The sequence below is a fragment of the Sulfitobacter indolifex genome, from assembly GCF_022788655.1.
Taxonomy (GTDB): Bacteria; Pseudomonadota; Alphaproteobacteria; order Rhodobacterales; family Rhodobacteraceae; genus Sulfitobacter; species Sulfitobacter indolifex.
This window is the reverse complement of the sequence record NZ_CP084951.1, coordinates 1,391,255-1,406,760: the sequence shown is the minus strand read 5'-3', so window position 1 is coordinate 1,406,760 and position 15,506 is coordinate 1,391,255. Positions and strand designations below refer to the sequence as shown.

General features: G+C 60.2%; 18 protein-coding genes. 13 read left to right on the top strand and 5 right to left on the bottom strand.

The window, feature by feature from the left end:
• The first annotated feature begins 124 nt into the window (after positions 1–124).
• Genes DSM14862_RS06870 through DSM14862_RS06860 form a run of 3 tightly spaced genes read left to right on the top strand, consistent with a single transcriptional unit; the run spans position 125 to position 2,216 of the window.
• On the top strand, positions 125–1,255 hold the full coding sequence (locus DSM14862_RS06870) for a bifunctional 2-C-methyl-D-erythritol 4-phosphate cytidylyltransferase/2-C-methyl-D-erythritol 2,4-cyclodiphosphate synthase (protein WP_007119521.1): 1,131 nt from the start codon (positions 125–127) through the stop codon (positions 1,253–1,255).
• A complete protein-coding gene (locus DSM14862_RS06865; RefSeq protein ID WP_007119520.1) occupies positions 1,252–1,743 on the top strand; it encodes a phosphatidylglycerophosphatase A family protein in 492 nt (163 codons plus the stop codon). Before DSM14862_RS06870 ends, DSM14862_RS06865 begins: the two co-directional genes overlap by 4 nt.
• Entirely contained in the window at positions 1,743–2,216 is a 474-nt protein-coding gene (locus DSM14862_RS06860; RefSeq protein WP_007119519.1) for a CinA family protein, read from the top strand. The genes DSM14862_RS06865 and DSM14862_RS06860 overlap by 1 nt, the downstream gene beginning before the upstream one ends.
• On the opposite strand, the gene DSM14862_RS06855 is transcribed toward DSM14862_RS06860, so the two are convergent.
• Positions 2,213–2,665 carry a type II toxin-antitoxin system RatA family toxin gene (locus DSM14862_RS06855; RefSeq protein WP_007119518.1) on the bottom strand — a complete coding sequence of 151 codons (453 nt, stop codon included), beginning with the start codon at positions 2,663–2,665 and terminating at the stop codon, positions 2,213–2,215. The two genes, DSM14862_RS06860 and DSM14862_RS06855, sit on opposite strands and share 4 nt — an antisense overlap.
• 68 nt (positions 2,666–2,733) lie before the next feature.
• On the opposite strand from DSM14862_RS06855, the gene hpt reads away from it, so the two are divergent.
• The 4 genes from hpt to DSM14862_RS06835 all read left to right on the top strand — a co-directional run bounded on the left by hpt (position 2,734) and on the right by DSM14862_RS06835 (position 4,907).
• Positions 2,734–3,270 (top strand): hypoxanthine phosphoribosyltransferase, encoded by a 537-nt coding sequence (gene hpt / locus DSM14862_RS06850; protein WP_007119517.1) that lies wholly within the window; start codon positions 2,734–2,736, stop codon positions 3,268–3,270.
• Positions 3,267–3,443, top strand: coding sequence for a hypothetical protein (locus tag DSM14862_RS06845; RefSeq protein ID WP_007119516.1), 177 nt, complete (start codon positions 3,267–3,269; stop codon positions 3,441–3,443). The genes hpt and DSM14862_RS06845 overlap by 4 nt, the downstream gene beginning before the upstream one ends.
• Before the next feature lie 93 nt (positions 3,444–3,536).
• Positions 3,537–4,016: a c-type cytochrome gene (locus tag DSM14862_RS06840; RefSeq protein WP_007119515.1), complete on the top strand. Its 480-nt coding sequence runs from the start codon at positions 3,537–3,539 to the stop codon at positions 4,014–4,016.
• 3 nt (positions 4,017–4,019) lie between these two features.
• Positions 4,020–4,907 carry a c-type cytochrome gene (locus DSM14862_RS06835; RefSeq protein WP_007119514.1) on the top strand — a complete coding sequence of 296 codons (888 nt, stop codon included), beginning with the start codon at positions 4,020–4,022 and terminating at the stop codon, positions 4,905–4,907.
• A 23-nt stretch (positions 4,908–4,930) separates the two neighbouring features.
• Here DSM14862_RS06835 and lipA read toward each other — a convergent pair whose 3' ends face one another.
• Positions 4,931–5,884, bottom strand: a complete 954-nt coding sequence (lipA, locus tag DSM14862_RS06830) for a lipoyl synthase (protein ID WP_007119513.1) — start codon at positions 5,882–5,884, stop codon at positions 4,931–4,933.
• Positions 5,885–6,126: 242 nt separating this feature from the next.
• Between lipA and DSM14862_RS06825 the strand changes: the two genes are divergently transcribed.
• Positions 6,127–6,675, top strand: a complete 549-nt coding sequence (locus tag DSM14862_RS06825; RefSeq protein ID WP_007119512.1) for a peroxiredoxin — start codon at positions 6,127–6,129, stop codon at positions 6,673–6,675.
• Between the two features lie 57 nt (positions 6,676–6,732).
• On the opposite strand, the gene DSM14862_RS06820 is transcribed toward DSM14862_RS06825, so the two are convergent.
• On the bottom strand, positions 6,733–7,650 hold the full coding sequence (locus tag DSM14862_RS06820) for a hydrogen peroxide-inducible genes activator (protein WP_007119511.1): 918 nt from the start codon (positions 7,648–7,650) through the stop codon (positions 6,733–6,735).
• A 95-nt stretch (positions 7,651–7,745) separates the two neighbouring features.
• On the opposite strand from DSM14862_RS06820, the gene DSM14862_RS06815 reads away from it, so the two are divergent.
• On the top strand, positions 7,746–9,242 hold the full coding sequence (locus tag DSM14862_RS06815) for a catalase (RefSeq protein ID WP_243254340.1): 1,497 nt from the start codon (positions 7,746–7,748) through the stop codon (positions 9,240–9,242).
• A 42-nt stretch (positions 9,243–9,284) separates the two neighbouring features.
• Here the strand turns inward: DSM14862_RS06815 and DSM14862_RS06810 are convergent, their stop codons facing one another.
• Entirely contained in the window at positions 9,285–10,376 is a 1,092-nt protein-coding gene (locus DSM14862_RS06810) for a DUF6456 domain-containing protein (RefSeq protein ID WP_007120464.1), read from the bottom strand.
• A gap of 280 nt (positions 10,377–10,656) precedes the next feature.
• Between DSM14862_RS06810 and DSM14862_RS06805 the strand changes: the two genes are divergently transcribed.
• The gene (locus DSM14862_RS06805; RefSeq protein ID WP_007120463.1) at positions 10,657–10,953 is read left to right on the top strand and encodes a DUF6477 family protein; all 297 of its coding nucleotides are present in this window, start codon (positions 10,657–10,659) and stop codon (positions 10,951–10,953) included.
• A gap of 37 nt (positions 10,954–10,990) precedes the next feature.
• On the opposite strand, the gene DSM14862_RS06800 is transcribed toward DSM14862_RS06805, so the two are convergent.
• The gene (locus tag DSM14862_RS06800) at positions 10,991–12,529 is read right to left on the bottom strand and encodes a trimethylamine methyltransferase family protein (RefSeq protein ID WP_007120462.1); all 1,539 of its coding nucleotides are present in this window, start codon (positions 12,527–12,529) and stop codon (positions 10,991–10,993) included.
• A 198-nt stretch (positions 12,530–12,727) separates the two neighbouring features.
• On the opposite strand from DSM14862_RS06800, the gene guaA reads away from it, so the two are divergent.
• From guaA to DSM14862_RS06785, 3 genes are read left to right on the top strand one after another with little or no spacing between them, the layout of a single operon-like run.
• Positions 12,728–14,290: a glutamine-hydrolyzing GMP synthase gene (guaA, locus tag DSM14862_RS06795; RefSeq protein WP_007120461.1), complete on the top strand. Its 1,563-nt coding sequence runs from the start codon at positions 12,728–12,730 to the stop codon at positions 14,288–14,290.
• A gap of 2 nt (positions 14,291–14,292) precedes the next feature.
• Positions 14,293–14,571, top strand: a complete 279-nt coding sequence (locus DSM14862_RS06790; RefSeq protein WP_040701490.1) for a putative quinol monooxygenase — start codon at positions 14,293–14,295, stop codon at positions 14,569–14,571.
• Positions 14,568–15,437: a DMT family transporter gene (locus DSM14862_RS06785; RefSeq protein ID WP_007120459.1), complete on the top strand. Its 870-nt coding sequence runs from the start codon at positions 14,568–14,570 to the stop codon at positions 15,435–15,437. The genes DSM14862_RS06790 and DSM14862_RS06785 overlap by 4 nt, the downstream gene beginning before the upstream one ends.
• Positions 15,438–15,506: the final 69 nt, after the last annotated feature.

Below are 15,506 nucleotides of genomic sequence, written 5' to 3'. Positions count from 1 at the left end.
ACTAACCTGAAAAGCAGCTATGCGCCAAGTGAATGCTTAATTTTTAAGCAATGCCCCCAGATTGCACCCTGCCCGCGCTTTGCCTAGACAGGGTCATGTTCAAAGACTTGCCCGGAATGTCCTCATGAGTATCGCAGCCCTGATTGTCGCCGCCGGGCGTGGCAGCCGCGCAGGCGGTCCGCAGCCCAAGCAGTGGCAGGGGTTGGCAGGCGCGCGGGTGATTGACCACACGCTCGCGGCCTTTCGCGCCCTGCCCCAGATCACCGAGATTGTGCTGGTGCTGCATGAAGATGACATGGATCAGGCCGAGGCGTTTGCCGCGCAAGGCGTCACCGTCACCACCGGCGGGGCGGAGCGCGCGGCCTCTGTTCAGCGCGGTCTTGATGCGATTGGCCAAGCCGACAAGGTGCTGATCCACGACGCCGCGCGACCCTGTGTTTCGGCTGAGATCATCCTTGGGGTGGTTGAGGCGCTTGCGCACCACCAAGCCGCGGCCCCCGGATTGCCTGTCACCGACGCACTTTGGCAGGGCAACGATGGGCACGTCACGGGCACACAAGACCGCAGCAGCCTGTTCGCCGCACAGACGCCGCAGGGATTTGACCTTGCCGCGATCCGCGCCGCCCACGCAAGCTACGGCGGTCAAGCGGCAGATGATGTCGAAGTTGCCCGCGCGGCGGGCCTGACCGTTGCCATCACCAAAGGCAGCGCCGATAACCTGAAAATCACCCGGCCCAAGGATTTCGCCCGTGCCGCCCGCATATTGGAGACCCGCATGGACATTCGCACCGGCAACGGATTTGACGTTCACGCCTTTGGCCCCGGAGATCATGTCACCCTCTGCGGCCTCGACATTCCGCACACCCACGGGCTGGTCGGCCATTCCGACGCCGACGTGGCGCTGCACACGGTCACTGACGCGATTTATGGCGCGCTGGCACGGGGCGACATCGGCCAGCACTTCCCACCGAGCGATCCACAGTGGAAAGGCGCGCGCAGCGATATCTTTCTGCGCCATGCCGCGCAGATGGCCCGCGATATGGGGTTCACATTGACCCATGTTGATTGCACGCTGATCTGCGAGACTCCTAAGATTGGCCCCCATGTACAGCCGATGCGCGCCTCTATGGCTGAGATGGTAGGGCTTGAGATCGACCGCGTGTCCGTCAAAGCGACAACAAGCGAGCGCCTCGGCTTTACCGGACGTGGCGAAGGCATCGCCTGTATGGCCACAGCAACATTGGTGAAATCATGACCCCAGCTCATCTCATTGCGACACTTCTGGGCGTTGGCCATATCCGCCCCGCGCCGGGCACTTGGGGCTCACTTGTCGCTCTGCCCTATGCGTGGCTTTTGCATGTGATCGGGGGCTTTCCGCTGCTGGTGATTGGGATACTCGTGGCCATCCCCTTGGGCTGGTGGGCCACGGCGCGCTATACGGCCGGCGGGCCGGATCATGATCCGGGCGAGGTTGTGATCGACGAATTGGTCGGCCAGTGGATCGCGCTTTTGCCGCTGTCTTATGCCGCTTGGTCCATGCAAATTCCGATCCTTTCCATGTGGCCCGGTTGGATCGCCGCCTTTGCCCTGTTCCGACTATTTGACATCACCAAACCGCTGATCATCGGCTGGGCAGACCGTCAGGGTGGCCCCTTTGGTGTGATGCTTGACGATATCTTTGCCGGTATCTTCGCCGCGCTTGGCGTCATGGCGCTGGCGGCGCTTTACCACGGTGTGTTGTAATGAGCCTTGCCGCGCAACTCTTGGAAAAGGCACGCGAAACCGGCGTAATGGTCGCCTGTGCGGAGAGTTGCACGGGCGGAATGGTGGCGGCCGCACTGACCGACTTGCCGGGGTCTTCGGCGCTGCTCGACCGGGGCTTCGTGACCTATACCAATGCCGCGAAGATCGCGATGTTGGGCGTTTCAGAGGCGACGCTCGCGCAATGGGGTGCGGTGTCTGAACAGGTGGCCGCAGAGATGGCGACAGGCGCATTGGCGAACTCTGAGGCGCAGATCGCGGTGTCGATCACAGGCATCGCGGGGCCCGGCGGATCAGAGCATAAGCCCGAAGGCCGCGTTTGTTTTGGCCTCGCCACAGCGGCGGGCGTTCAGACGGAAACGATTGAGTTCGGTGCACAGGGCCGCGGCGCGGTGCGGCTTGCGGCCCGTGACCATGCGCTTGGCCTGTTGCTGCGAGGCTTCGCGGCGCTTTAGCCTTTAGGGCCGTAAAGCTCTTTCGCACGGTTCTCAAAGGCCCGCACGATGCGCTGCATCGCTTCGTTGAAAACCACACCGATGACCTTTTGCAAGATCATGTTCTTGAACTCAAAATCGACAAAGAAATGCACCTGGCATCCTTCGAGGTTATCCTCAAAATGCCAGTTTGATTTCATATACTTGAACGGCCCATCAAGATATTCAGTGTCGATCTTTTTGGCCTCGGGCCAGAGCACCACACGGCTGGTGAACCGCTCCCGAAACACCTTGAAGGAGATCACAAGATCGGCCTCCATCACCCGGTGATCGCCGCGCTCTTCGTCGCTACGAATGCGCGCAGCAGCGGTCCAGGGCAAAAATTCAGGGTAGCGGCCCACATCGGCAACCAGATCATACATCTGTTGCGCGCTATAGGGCAATTGGCGGGTCTCAGAATGGGTGGGCATTGCGTTCCGTTGCGTAGCGAGGTACCCCCTATCTCACTGTTCGATCCCGCAGATTCAAGGGCAAAACCATGGCACAACGGCCTTACGTCATCGATGAAATGATCTCGGCCAAGGCCATCGCGGCCCGGATCGAGTCTCTCTGCCGCGAAATTCACGACGAATTTGATGGCACCGACAAGCTGGTCGTGGTCGGCCTGTTGCGCGGTTCCTTCGTGTTCATTGCCGATCTGGTGCGCGAACTGGACCTGCCGATCGAGGTCGATTTCCTCGAAGCCTCCAGCTATGGCGACGGCATGGAGAGCAGCCGGGAAGTGCGCATTCTCAAAGACTTGCGCGGCGCGATCGAAGGGCGTGATGTGCTGGTTGTCGAAGATATCGTCGACACGGGCCACACGCTGCACCATGTCACCAACCTGCTGCGTTCACGCGAACCGGCGCGGTTGAAATCCATTGCCCTGCTCGACAAACCCACCCGGCGTGAGGTCGATCTTAAGGCTGACTGGACCGGCTTTGAAATCCCCGATGAATTTGTCGTGGGCTATGGCATCGACTTTGCCCAACGCAATCGCAACCTGCCCTTCATCGGCAAAGTCCGCTTTACATGATGGACCCACGGTGGCTGTTGCGCATGTCCAATTGGGCGCGCAATCCACCGTCGATGAAACGGGTGATCGTAGTCTTCGCAATCATCGCTGCGGCCCTGGCCATCGGCTTGATCGACTGGCTGGGCTACTGGCCTGATTGGGCCACGGCAGAGCGTATCCCCCGCCGGTTCTAAGCCGAACCGCGCCTGTTATCCTGCTGATCACGTTTTTGTTTTTTGTCAGCTTCCTGCCCCGTGTTACGCTGCGGCAATCAAAGGGAGAAAATCATGCATTTAACAAAGAGTATTACAGCGATTAGCCTCGGCGCTTTGGTCATCGCAACTGCTGGCTTTGCGGCCGGCCATAGCGACAAAGCCGCTGCCGCTGCCGTCGGCGCACGCCATGCACAGATGCAGCTTATCGCTTATCACACCGGGGTTTTGGGTGGAATGGCCAAGGGCGAAGCCGAGTATGACGCTGAAAAGGCCAAAGTCGCCGCGTCCAACCTGCATGCCGCAGCCACGCTTGATACATCGACAATGTGGATCGAAGGCACCGAGAATGGGATGGTCGAAGGATCAGACGCCAAGGCCGAAGTCTGGACCGACGCCGAAGGTTTTGCCAGCAAGTTAGAGAACCTGCAAACCGCCAGCGCCGCGATGATGGACGCTGCCGGGACCGATCTTGATGCGCTTAAGGCTGGCATGGGCAATCTCGGCAAAGCCTGTGGCGCTTGCCACGACGATTACCGCGTACCCAAGAGCTAATCCTTGCGACGCATTTTGATGATCCTGCTGGGCTGCGCCATTCTTGGCGCGGCCTTTGGCTGGGTCGTTACCGGGCCCGATCCGCTTGACCCGTCCTATGGCGCGGGGCTGACACCTGATGCCGAGGCTGGCGCGCTCGTCTTTGCCGCCGGGGGCTGCGTATCGTGCCATGCCGCGCCCAAGAGTGAGGGGGATAAGATGCTGGTTTTGGCCGGTGGCCTGCCCTTCCCCAGCGACTTCGGGACCTTCCACGCGCCAAATATATCGCCAGACCCGAACCACGGCATCGGCGGCTGGACCCTACCGCAATTTGCCCGCGCCGTGACGCGTGGTGTCTCACCCGAGGGGCAGCATTACTACCCCGCTTTCCCCTATGCCGCCTACCAGCACCTCGCCCCGCAGGACGTGGTGAACCTTTTTGCCTATATGCAGACCCTGCCCGCCGCAGAGGTCCCAAGCCTGCCGCATGAGGTGGGCTTTCCCTTCAACGTGCGCCGCGGGCTTGGGGTGTGGAAGATGCTGTTTTTTAATGATGAATACGTCATGGCCGAGGTGTCAGGCGCGCAAGTTGAACGCGGTCGATATCTCGTCGAGGGGATGGCCCATTGCGGGGAATGCCACACAGCGCGCAATGCCTTGGGTGGGCTACAGCGCAAGGCTTGGCTGACCGGCGCGCCGAACCCTTCGGGCAAAGGGCGCATCCCTGGTATCACGCCTGCGCATCTGGATTGGTCGCAGGCAGATTTGGTGGAATACTTCACTTCCGGCTTCACGCCGGAATACGACAGCGCAGGCGGTGAAATGGCCGAAGTGGTGCGCAACCTTGCACAACTGCCCGAAAGCGACCGCGAAGCGATTGCGGCCTATCTCAAAGCCCTGCCCGGCGGGTAACGCCGGGCGCAGCTATTGGTGCTTTACCCCAGCCCCAGCTTACGGTTCCGCGCCTCGCGCAGACGCGCGAAATCGTCGCCAGCGTGATAGCTCGACCGGGTCAGCGGCGTGGCCGAAACCATCAAGAACCCCTTGCCGTAAGCCGCCTTTTCAAAGGACGCAAATTCCTCCGGCGTTACAAAACGGTCCAACGCGTGGTGCTTTGGCGTCGGCTGCAAGTATTGTCCGATGGTCAAGAAGTCGATGTCGGCGGCGCGCATGTCTTCCATCACCTGAATGACCGATTGCCGATCTTCGCCCAAGCCCACCATGATGCCCGATTTGGTGAACATCGACGGGTCCAGTTCCTTTACCCGCTGAAGCAAGCGTAGGGAGTGGAAGTAACGCGCGCCGGGGCGCACTTCGGGATAGAGGCCCGGTACCGTCTCAAGGTTGTGGTTGAACACATCCGGGCGCGCTTCGACAACCTTTTCAAGGGCTTCGGGGCCGCAACGGATGAAATCCGGCGTCAGAATTTCGATTGTCGTGTCGGGGCTGCGGTGACGCACGGCGCGGATGGTTTGGGCAAAATGCTCGGCCCCGCCATCTTCGATGTCGTCGCGGTCGACCGAAGTAATGACAACGTGGTTCAGCCCCAGTTTGGCAACCGCATCGGCCACACGGCCCGGCTCGAACACATCCAGATCCTCTGGCGGCTTACCCGTAGCGATGTTGCAGAAGGTACAAGCGCGGGTACAAACCTCGCCCATGATCATCATTGTGGCGTGGCCCTGCGACCAACATTCGCCAACATTGGGGCAGCCCGCCTCTTCGCAGACCGTCGTCAACTTGTTGTCACGCATGATGCGCGCAGTCTCGGCATAGCCCTTGCCGCCGGGCGCTTTGACCCTGATCCAACTCGGCTTTTTCGGCTGGGCGTTGTCAGGCTTGCGCGCCTTTTCGGGGTGGCGCTGTTCGGGAATCTTCAGATCGCGCATCGGGGGCCTCTGATCATTGTGTCGCCGTTTGTTTATCATAGTCCTTGGCCCGATGACCACCTACAGCATGCGCCCTCAGAACAAGGCAGCCATGCGCCAGTGACATTGGCCCATCGTCTTGATTTAGCGCGTTGTTTTCTAACCCGAAAGATACAATGCAGTTGCAGCATTGCGAAAGTTGATCACGCTTCTTATATCCGCTACCAAGCCACAAAGATTCCAATTCGAGAAAGAGAGACGCGATGAAACCCGGTATCCAAGTCCCTAACGTCACCTTCAAAACGCGCGTGCGCGATGACAGCATCGAAGGCAACAACCCCTTCCGCTGGGAAGACAAAACCAGCGAAGACTTCTTCAAAGGCAAGCGCGTTGTCCTGTTCTCGCTCCCCGGTGCTTTCACGCCGACATGCAGCACCTACCAGCTGCCCGGCTTTGAGAACAACTTCGCTGCGTTCCAAGAGCATGGCATCGACGGCATCTACTGCCTGTCGGTCAACGACAGCTTTGTCATGAACAAATGGAAAGAGATGCAGGGTGTTGAGAACATCGACGTGATCCCTGATGGGTCGGGCGAATTCACCCGCCGCATGGGCATGTTGGTCGCCAAGGACAACCTCGGCTTTGGTGCACGCAGCTGGCGCTATGCCGCCATCGTCAACGACGGTCAGATCGAAGCATGGTTCGAAGAGCCCGGCATCAGCGACAACCACGGTGATGACCCTTACGGCGTATCCAGCCCCGAAACCGTGCTGGAATACCTCGAAAACCAAAAGAAAACCGAAGCGGCCTAAGCCCTTCCATGTGATCGGATCGGGCCGCTTGGCCCGGTCCCTTTGACCCGCTTGCGCCTAGTAATTTGCGCGCAGCCGTCCGGTCAGCCCCTCCCCCACCTCTGTTAGCGTTTCGGCCAATTGCGTCGCCCAACCGCCTGCTGGCGTGCCCGCCCGACGCACGAGCCCAATTTGCCGCGCAGGCTCCGGCGTGCCGAAACGGTGCAGGCGCAGCCCCGGTGCGGCGTCAAGCTCGGTTCGGGCGGCGATTTCGGGCATCAAGGTCATGCCAAAACCCGCCTCCACCAGCCGCGACAGGGTGGCGAGGGACGATGCCCCCGTGTGGATGCCCGCCTGTGTGCGGTCGCGCTGACAGACTTCTAGCGCCTGATCGGTTAAGCAGTGGCCATCCTCCAACAACATCAAAGGTGTACGCGCCAGATCGGTCGGATGGTTGACCATGGCCCCGGCCATACGCTCTGCCGATCCTGCGAGGAGAAAGCGGTCTTCGAACAGCGCTACTTCGGCCAATCCGGTTTCCCCCGTCGGCAGGGCCATGACCGCCGCGTCAAGCGCACCTGCGCGCAGATCGGTCAGAAGTTGATCGGTCTGTGCCTCGCGCACTTCGACCCGCAACGAGATGTCCTGCGATCGGAGCGCTGCCAGCACCCCCGGCAGCAGATAAGGCGCAACGGTGGGAATAAGCCCAAGGTTCAGTGTGCCCGCCAACCCCACCTGTTCACGGGCCGTCGCCTCCAGCAGTTTCGCGCGGCGCAGGATGTCATCAGCGCAGCTCAAAACCTCGCGGCCTAAGGGCGTTAGGACCGAAGCGCGGCTCTGCCGTTCAACCAGCCGCCCGCCAAGCGACTGCTCCAAACTGCGGATTTGCACTGAAAGTGCGGGTTGCGAGATGTTGCACGCCTCCGCCGCGCGGCCGAAGTTGCCCAATGTCGCCAGTGCACGGAAATATTCCAATTGTTTGAGCGTGAAGTTCATAACTTTTTCCTATCGCAAATTTACAAAACTGCAATTGGAAATTATAGAGAACCTCCGCCATTCTCCCCTCAGACAATAACCGAGGGGAACCCAAGATGAGCAAGCGTCTCACCACCACCGCCGGCGCGCCGATGCCGACCAATGACACCAGCAAAACCGCCGGAAGCCGCGGCCCGGTGCTGTTGGATGACTACCAACTGATCGAAAAACTGGCCCATCAAAACCGCGAGCGGATCCCCGAGCGCGCCGTGCACGCCAAGGGCTGGGGCGCGGAAGGCACGTTCACCGTCACCCATGACATCAGCGACTATAGCTGTGCGGCGATCTTCTCCGAAGTGGGCAAAACCTGCGAAATCCTCTCGCGCTGGTCCACTGTGGCGGGCGAATTGGGTGCTGCCGACAGTGAGCGTGACGTGCGCGGATTCTCGGTGAAATTTTACACCGAAGAAGGCAATTGGGACGTGGTGGGCAACAACACCCCGATCTTCTTTGTCCGCGACGCCTATAAATTCCCGGACTTTATCCGCACTCAGAAACGCCACCCGCGCACCAACCTGCGCTCGCCCGAGGCGATGTTTGATTTCTGGGCGGCGCAGCCTGAATCAGCGCACCAAGTTACAATCCTGATGTCCGACCGCGGCATTCCGGTGAACCCGATGCACATGCACGGCTACGGAAGCCACACCTATTCGATGTGGAACGCCAAGGGTGAGCGTCATTGGGTGAAGTTCCACTTCCGCTGCCAGCAGGAGATCCGCAACCGCTCGAACGAGGACGCGGAGAAGCTGATCGGGTCGACACGTGAGAACTTCCAAGAGGATCTGTTCAACGCCATCGAAGGCGGCGAATTCCCGAAATGGGAGCTGAACATCCAAGTCATGCCCGAGGCGGAGGCCGAAACCTGCGGCTTTAACCCCTTTGACCTGACCAAAGTCTGGCCGCATGCGGATTACCCGCTGATCCCGGTTGGTATGTTGGAGTTTAATCGCAACCCCGACAACTACTTCCAGAGCGTCGAAAACGCCGCCTATTCGCCATCGAACAAGGTGCCCGGCATCGGTTTCTCACCCGATAAGATGTTGCAAGCACGGGTCTTTTCCTATGCAGATGCGCACCGCTACCGTCTTGGCACGCATTACGAGGCTCTGCCCGTCAACGCGCCCAAGGCCGCGCCGATGCACCACTACCACAAAGATGGCTCCATGCGGTTCTTCCCGCAGCAGACCGGCCACCCAGATGCCTATTACGAGCCGAACCAATACGAAGAATCGGCCCGTCCCGACCCGTCGGTTCAGGAACCGCCGCTGCGCATTTCGGGCGATGCAGATCGCTATGTCCAAGAGGAATCGGATGCCGATTACGTGCAGCCGCGCAAGCTCTACCTTGAGGTCTTTGACCAAGGGCAGCGCGACCGTCTGCACGCGAACATGGCCGGTGCGATGGCCCCCTGCTCGCAGTCGGTGAAAGAACGCTGGTATGCGGTGCTTGAGAAAGTGCACCCAGACTATGCCGCCGGTGTGCGCAACGCTTATGAGAAAGACGAGGTCGCGATTTCGGTGACAGATGAGACGCCGACGACGGTCGCAGACTAAAACGATTGGGGCGGCAGGGTCCTTTCCCCTGCCGCCCCTTCTTTATCCGATCATCGGCCCCCCCGGCCCTACGGTTTCGTCGTAGTGCCGCTTGAGCCGCATGAGCGCGATCCGCAGCACGATCTTGCCTGAGCGTGCCGACCACCCCAGCCGCTTTTCAGTGGTCTCTAACCCTTCCAAATAGCAACAACAGCGCAGCACCACATCCGACAGGCCGGGTCCAAGATCGGCCATCGCATCGGCCACCCGCTTGCGTGCCTCTGCAGCGGCCATGACGCCCGAATTGTCGCCCCGCCCGGTTGGTTTGGTACCGGGGGTCAGAAAATGATCCCAGTTCTGCGTGATTCCGCCGCCCATTTGCGCCAATTCGAAATCCTCGCGCAGCCGCTCTCCTGCGTGCACCAGCCCATCCTCTAAAAACGGCGTGCCAGATTTGTCCCGTCGCCGCGCCAGTGCAGAGAGCGGGCTTTCCGACAGGCAATAGCGGTTGCGACGGGGTGTTGGTTCTGTATCGCCGTCCTCTTCCATTTGCGGATCACAAGACATGCTCAGAAACGCCGTTTGATCTTCGGCAAAGCCATCGGCTGCCACCGCGCCCTGGTCCTCTATCATGCGCCGCAACGCGCCCCGGCCTGCGCTGGTGATGTGATAACGCGTCACCCGGCCTGTGCTGCCCGGCGCGATCCAGTCCTTCAAAGCCATTGCTTGCGCCACGGCGCTGTCGACCACAGCAGTGCGCGCGCCGGGGCCGGCATCTGTTTCCCGGACGACGACGGCCTTCTCCATGCCCTCGGCCACGGCGAGAACCGCGCCTGTTTCATGCAAACGGCGCAACACGCGCAGCGCCTCTGCGGCAAATGTATCTTCGTCCAAGAGGGGGGCGGCTGTTGTATTCATTGTTGTTGTCTTTCCTGCTGGGGGGCCAGCATTACAATCCAAGTCACGCCGCACCGCGCCGAGCCTGCGCAAAGCTGCATCCACCAGCGGATCGTCGCGCCGGGTCTCGATACGGCGAATTTGGCGCATGATCGTTGAGGCATGACAGCCAGCTTGGCGTGCCAAAGCCCGGATCGGTGCGCCGGTCTCCGTATGTGCGAGGTAATGCAGGGCTCCATGCGGCACCCATCCCGGCATAACTGTCTGTTGGGTTTGGTGATGCGCCTTCAATTGACTGCCACTTCCATTTTTTGGCGGGTCCCCAAGCTGGAGAGCTATCCCCAGAGACATTCACAACCTATGGATGTTTTGGTTACCCGTTCGTTAAAATCATCTTGTTTGGCAATGATTGTTTCCAAAAGGTAAACGATGCCGGAATGCGCCGTACGCCGGGAAAGTGCACGACGCAACACCCGCAAAAGTTGTGACACACTTTCCGAGATGGGGTGATTCACCACCCGCTTACCGGAGAGTTGTGATGCAAGATCTACTGACAATGCTGCAAAAGCTTCACCGCCCGCGCCTCTTGATGCGGGCCGCGCGAATTGGGTCTGAGGACTATCGACGTGGCACCCATCTGCCCCGCATCTTGGGCTTTGGGGTGTTGCCACGTCACGGTACTGCGCTGATCACGCTCATTGAAATTGAGGCGGAGCTAAACACCCAGCGCAAGGCGGCAGATGCAAGCTATAGCCTGATCCGCCATGTTGATGTGTTGATCGCCATGATTGGCGAAGCGCGTTATCTTAAGGCTGCGCAAACCCCCAGCGCCTGAAAGCCAACGCGGGGGGACCGCCCCCCGCCTGAACGCCTTAAGTAAAACTGTCAGGCTCGGCCGCTTTGCGCTCCGCGACAAACGCATCTAGCGCCTCGCGAATGGCCGGATCCAATGCCGGTTGCTGATAATCCGCCAGCATCTTTTCCATCCGTGCGGTGGCAAGCGCCTGCGTATCGCGCGCGCCTTCGTCCGACCATGTCTCGAAGGGTTTGTAATCCAGCAGGTCCGACTTCCAGAACGCCTCGCGGAAGTTGTTCTGTGTATGGGCGCAGCCAAGGTAATGCCCCCCCGGCCCGACTTCGCGGATCGCGTCCATCGCCTGCGCGTTTTCGTCAATCTCTATACCACGGGCGAGGTGATGCAGCGTGCCCAGTTGGTCAGCATCCATCACGAATTTCTCAAAGGACGATACAAGCCCCCCTTCCAGCCAACCGCAGGCATGCAGCATAAAGTTTACGCCCGACAAAAGCCCCATATTCAGACTGTTCGAGGTCTCATAGGCCGCCTGCGCATCGGGCAGTTTCGAGCCGTTGAACGACCCGGCACTGCGGTATGGCAGGTTCATGCGCCGCGCCAATTGCCCAGCGCCATAGGTGATATGCGCAGCCTCTGGCGTGCCAAAGGTCGGCGCACCACTGTTCATATCGATGGAGGTCACAAAGGCCCCCATGATCACGGGTGCACCGGGGCGCACAAGCTGGCTATAAGCGATCCCTGCCAAAGTCTCGGCCAGCACCTGCGTGAGTGTTCCTGCTACACTCACTGGTGCCATAGCCCCTCCCACGATAAAGGGAGAGATGATGCAGGCCTGATTGTTCTCGGCATAGACCTTAAGCGCGCCCATCATCACATCGTCAAAAGTCATCGGCGAGTTGATGTTGATGAGCGAGGTCATCACCGTGTTTTCCTGCACGAAGTCCTTACCAAAGAGGATCCCGCACATATCGACACTGTCCTGCGCCCGAGACGGTTCGGTCACCGAGCCCATGAACGGTTTGTCGCTCAGCGTCATATGCGCGTGCAGCATATCAAGGTGGCGCTTGTTCACCGGGATGTCCGTCGGCTCGCATACCGTCCCCCCGGAGTGATGCAGCCATTTGGACATATAGCCCAGCTTCACGAATTTCTCGAAGTCCGCCATTGTGGCATAACGGCGTCCCCCAGCGGCATCGCGCACGAAGGGCGGGCCATATACGGGGGCGAGCACCAGGCTCTTCCCCCCTATCACAACATCACGGTCCCGGTTACGCGCCACTTGGGTAATCGTAGAGGGTGCCGTGGCACAGAGCTTGCGGGCCAACCCACGCGGGATGCGCACCCGCTCCCCCTGCACATCCGCCCCGGCGTCACGCCATAGCGCCAGCGCATCGGGGTTATCGGGGAAGTTTACGCCGATCTCTTCGAGCACCGTGTCGGCGTTATGCTCAATGATCTCCAGCGCCTCTTCGGTCAGCACTTCGAAGTTCGGGATGTTGCGCTCAATATATCGCGCTGTCTCGAAGGAAACCGCTGTGCGTGCCGCGCGCCGTGCTGCACCTCCGCCACCGCGTGCCCGTCGTGCTGATTCCGCCATTGCTCTGTCCTTCTCGCAAGTCTTGCTTGTGACTACCCCATTCCCAGCGCCCCCTTCGCGCGGATAACGCCCCTCCGCGGCAAAAAGCGACATCGCGTGCCGTCCCCGCGTCATTGCGGCGCATTAAACGCCTTGGGGCTGCCTCTTCGGCGCCCTTGAGGCTTGCCAGCACGCGCCCACGGGCCTAATCACACCCCCATGACAGATATCACCCATGACCGCCTTCTCATCATCGACTTCGGCAGCCAGGTCACGCAGCTTATCGCGCGTCGCCTGCGGGAGCTGAATGTCTTTTGCGAAATTCACCCGTTCAACGTGGTGGACGATGCTTTCCTTAAGGAATTCGCGCCTAAGGCGGTGATCCTGTCGGGCGGCCCGTCCTCTGTGTTTGCCGAAGGCGCGCCAATGCCGCCACAGGCCGTGTTTGAACTGGGCGTGCCAATCCTTGGCATCTGCTACGGCCAACAGGTCATGATGCACTGTCTCGGTGGCCATGTGGAGCGCGGTCACGGAACGGCTGAATTTGGCCGGGCTTTCGTGACCCCCACGGGCCAACAGCTTGAACTGCTCGAAGGTTGGTTTGCCACCGACCGCGAACAGGTCTGGATGAGCCACGGCGACCACGTCAGCAAGATCGCTCCTGGGTTTGAGGTCTATGGCACCTCCCCTAATGCGCCTTTCGCCATTACCGGCGACGTGTCGCGCAACTTCTACGCGGTGCAGTTCCACCCCGAAGTGCACCACACCCCCAACGGCCCGCGCCTCTATGAGAATTTCGTGCGTCTTGCGGGCTTCAAGGGCGACTGGACCATGCGCGCCTACCGTGACGAGGCGATTGCCGCAATCCGCGAACAAGTCGGCGATCAGAAGGTGATTTGCGGTCTGTCGGGTGGCGTAGACTCCTCCGTGGCCGCTGTACTGATCCACGAAGCGATCGGTGACCAGCTGACCTGCGTCTTTGTTGACCACGGTCTGCTGCGCAAGGGTGAGGCCGAAGAGGTCGTCACCATGTTCCGTGACCATTACAACATGCCGCTGATCCATGCGGATGAGCAGGAACTGTTCCTTGGTGAGCTCGACGGCGTTTCGGACCCCGAGACCAAGCGCAAGATCATCGGCAAGCTGTTCATCGACGTGTTCCAGAAACACGCGAAAGACGTGGGCGATGCGACCTTCTTGGCCCAAGGCACGCTCTACCCAGATGTCATCGAAAGCGTCAGCTTCTCCGGCGGCCCCTCGGTGACCATTAAGAGCCACCACAACGTCGGTGGGCTGCCCGAGAAGATGGGCCTCAAACTGGTTGAGCCGCTGCGTGAGCTTTTCAAAGACGAAGTGCGCGAGCTGGGCCGTGAGTTGGGCTTGCCGCCGTCGTTCATTGGCCGTCATCCTTTCCCCGGTCCGGGTCTGGCAATCCGCTGCCCGGGTGAGATCACCCGCGAGAAACTGGCGATCCTGCGCGAAGCCGATGCCGTCTATATCGACCAGATCCGCCGCCACGGCCTCTATGACGAAATCTGGCAAGCCTTCGTGGCGATCCTGCCCGTGCGCACCGTGGGCGTCATGGGCGATGGCCGCACCTATGACTTCGCCTGCGCCCTGCGTGCGGTGACCTCCGTCGACGGCATGACAGCGGACTACTACCCGTTCACCCATGACTTCCTTGGTGAAACCGCCACGCGGATCATCAACGAAGTGCCGGGCATCAACCGTGTTACCTATGACATCACTTCGAAACCTCCGGGCACCATCGAGTGGGAATAAACATGAGGGTGGCCCTAACCGGCCACCTTCGCTGCGCCACCCCGGCCCAAGCGGACCGGGTGCGCGCGGGGCTTGACGCGCATCTGCGTCTCACCCGTGCCGAGCCGGGATGTCTACGCTTTGACGTGACCCCCACCGATGATCCACTTGTCTGGCAAGTATCAGAGCTTTTCACCAACCGCGCCGCCTTTGACGCCCACCAAGCCCGCGCTGCGGCTTCAGACTGGGCCACACTTACCGCCGGGATCACACGCGACTATCAGATCACGAGCCCGGCATGACCCCGACCTTCCGCGCCGCCCTTTGGATGATCGGTTCCATCGGCTCCTTCTCGGCCATGGCGGTGGCGGGGCGTGAGCTTTCGGCGCGTTTCGATACGTTTGAGGTGATGCTCTACCGCAGTGTGATCGGCGTGATCATCGTCGTTACACTTGCCGGCGCCACCGGGGCATGGCGGCAGATCAACACCCGCAACTTTGGCACACAACTGCTCCGGAACCTTGCGCATTTCACCGGGCAGAACCTGTGGTTCCTCGCCGTATCCCTGATCCCGCTCGCGCAGGTTTTCGCGCTAGAGTTCACCTCACCGCTTTGGGTCATCGTACTGTCGATCTTTCTGCTCGGCGAACGGTTGACCGCCACGCGGGCACTGGCGGCCGTTTTGGGGTTCATCGGCATCTTGATCGTCGCACGCCCTGATATTGGCAACCTTAACACCGGCATTCTGGCCGCGGCGGGCTGTGCCGTTTTCTTTGCGCTAACTAATGTGCTGACCAAACGGCTGACGCGCACCCAAGGGATCACCACGATCCTGTTCTACCTCACCACACTGCAACTTATTTTCGGCCTGATCTCTGCTGGCTACGACGGCGATATCGCTTTGCCCACGGCAGACACGGCACCCTTTCTGCTGCTTGTCGGTGCCTGCGGTCTGCTGGCCCATTTCTGCCTGACCAACGCGCTTAGCCTTGCACCGGCAACCGTGGTGGTGCCGATTGATTTTGTCCGTCTCCCGGCCATCGCCGTGGTCGGTATGCTGCTCTATGGCGAGGTGTTGGATGTCTGGGTGTTCATCGGTGCCGGTATCATCTTTGCGGGCAACTATCTGAACCTCTGGTTCGAGACCCGCAAACCACACATTTGGTAATTTTGTCTCAGATATCAGCCTGACCTTAGGTCAGGAATTGACGCAAACGGCAGCAATCCGCTTAGATCA

What these genes read in the sequence shown, in the direction of transcription:
- DSM14862_RS06870 (WP_007119521.1), top strand. Translation starts at nt 125, where the DNA reads ATGAGTATCGCAGCCCTGATTGTCGCCGCCGGGCGTGGCAGCCGCGCA.
- DSM14862_RS06865 (WP_007119520.1), top strand. Translation starts at nt 1,252, where the DNA reads ATGACCCCAGCTCATCTCATTGCGACACTTCTGGGCGTTGGCCATATC.
- DSM14862_RS06860 (WP_007119519.1), top strand. Translation starts at nt 1,743, where the DNA reads ATGAGCCTTGCCGCGCAACTCTTGGAAAAGGCACGCGAAACCGGCGTA.
- DSM14862_RS06855 (WP_007119518.1), bottom strand. Translation starts at nt 2,665, where the DNA reads ATGCCCACCCATTCTGAGACCCGCCAATTGCCCTATAGCGCGCAACAG.
- hpt (WP_007119517.1), top strand. Translation starts at nt 2,734, where the DNA reads ATGGCACAACGGCCTTACGTCATCGATGAAATGATCTCGGCCAAGGCC.
- DSM14862_RS06845 (WP_007119516.1), top strand. Translation starts at nt 3,267, where the DNA reads ATGATGGACCCACGGTGGCTGTTGCGCATGTCCAATTGGGCGCGCAAT.
- DSM14862_RS06840 (WP_007119515.1), top strand. Translation starts at nt 3,537, where the DNA reads ATGCATTTAACAAAGAGTATTACAGCGATTAGCCTCGGCGCTTTGGTC.
- lipA (WP_007119513.1), bottom strand. Translation starts at nt 5,884, where the DNA reads ATGCGCGATCTGAAGATTCCCGAACAGCGCCACCCCGAAAAGGCGCGC.
- DSM14862_RS06825 (WP_007119512.1), top strand. Translation starts at nt 6,127, where the DNA reads ATGAAACCCGGTATCCAAGTCCCTAACGTCACCTTCAAAACGCGCGTG.
- DSM14862_RS06820 (WP_007119511.1), bottom strand. Translation starts at nt 7,650, where the DNA reads ATGAACTTCACGCTCAAACAATTGGAATATTTCCGTGCACTGGCGACA.
- DSM14862_RS06815 (WP_243254340.1), top strand. Translation starts at nt 7,746, where the DNA reads ATGAGCAAGCGTCTCACCACCACCGCCGGCGCGCCGATGCCGACCAAT.
- DSM14862_RS06810 (WP_007120464.1), bottom strand. Translation starts at nt 10,376, where the DNA reads ATGCCGGGATGGGTGCCGCATGGAGCCCTGCATTACCTCGCACATACG.
- DSM14862_RS06805 (WP_007120463.1), top strand. Translation starts at nt 10,657, where the DNA reads ATGCAAGATCTACTGACAATGCTGCAAAAGCTTCACCGCCCGCGCCTC.
- DSM14862_RS06800 (WP_007120462.1), bottom strand. Translation starts at nt 12,529, where the DNA reads ATGGCGGAATCAGCACGACGGGCACGCGGTGGCGGAGGTGCAGCACGG.
- guaA (WP_007120461.1), top strand. Translation starts at nt 12,728, where the DNA reads ATGACAGATATCACCCATGACCGCCTTCTCATCATCGACTTCGGCAGC.
- DSM14862_RS06790 (WP_040701490.1), top strand. Translation starts at nt 14,293, where the DNA reads ATGAGGGTGGCCCTAACCGGCCACCTTCGCTGCGCCACCCCGGCCCAA.
- DSM14862_RS06785 (WP_007120459.1), top strand. Translation starts at nt 14,568, where the DNA reads ATGACCCCGACCTTCCGCGCCGCCCTTTGGATGATCGGTTCCATCGGC.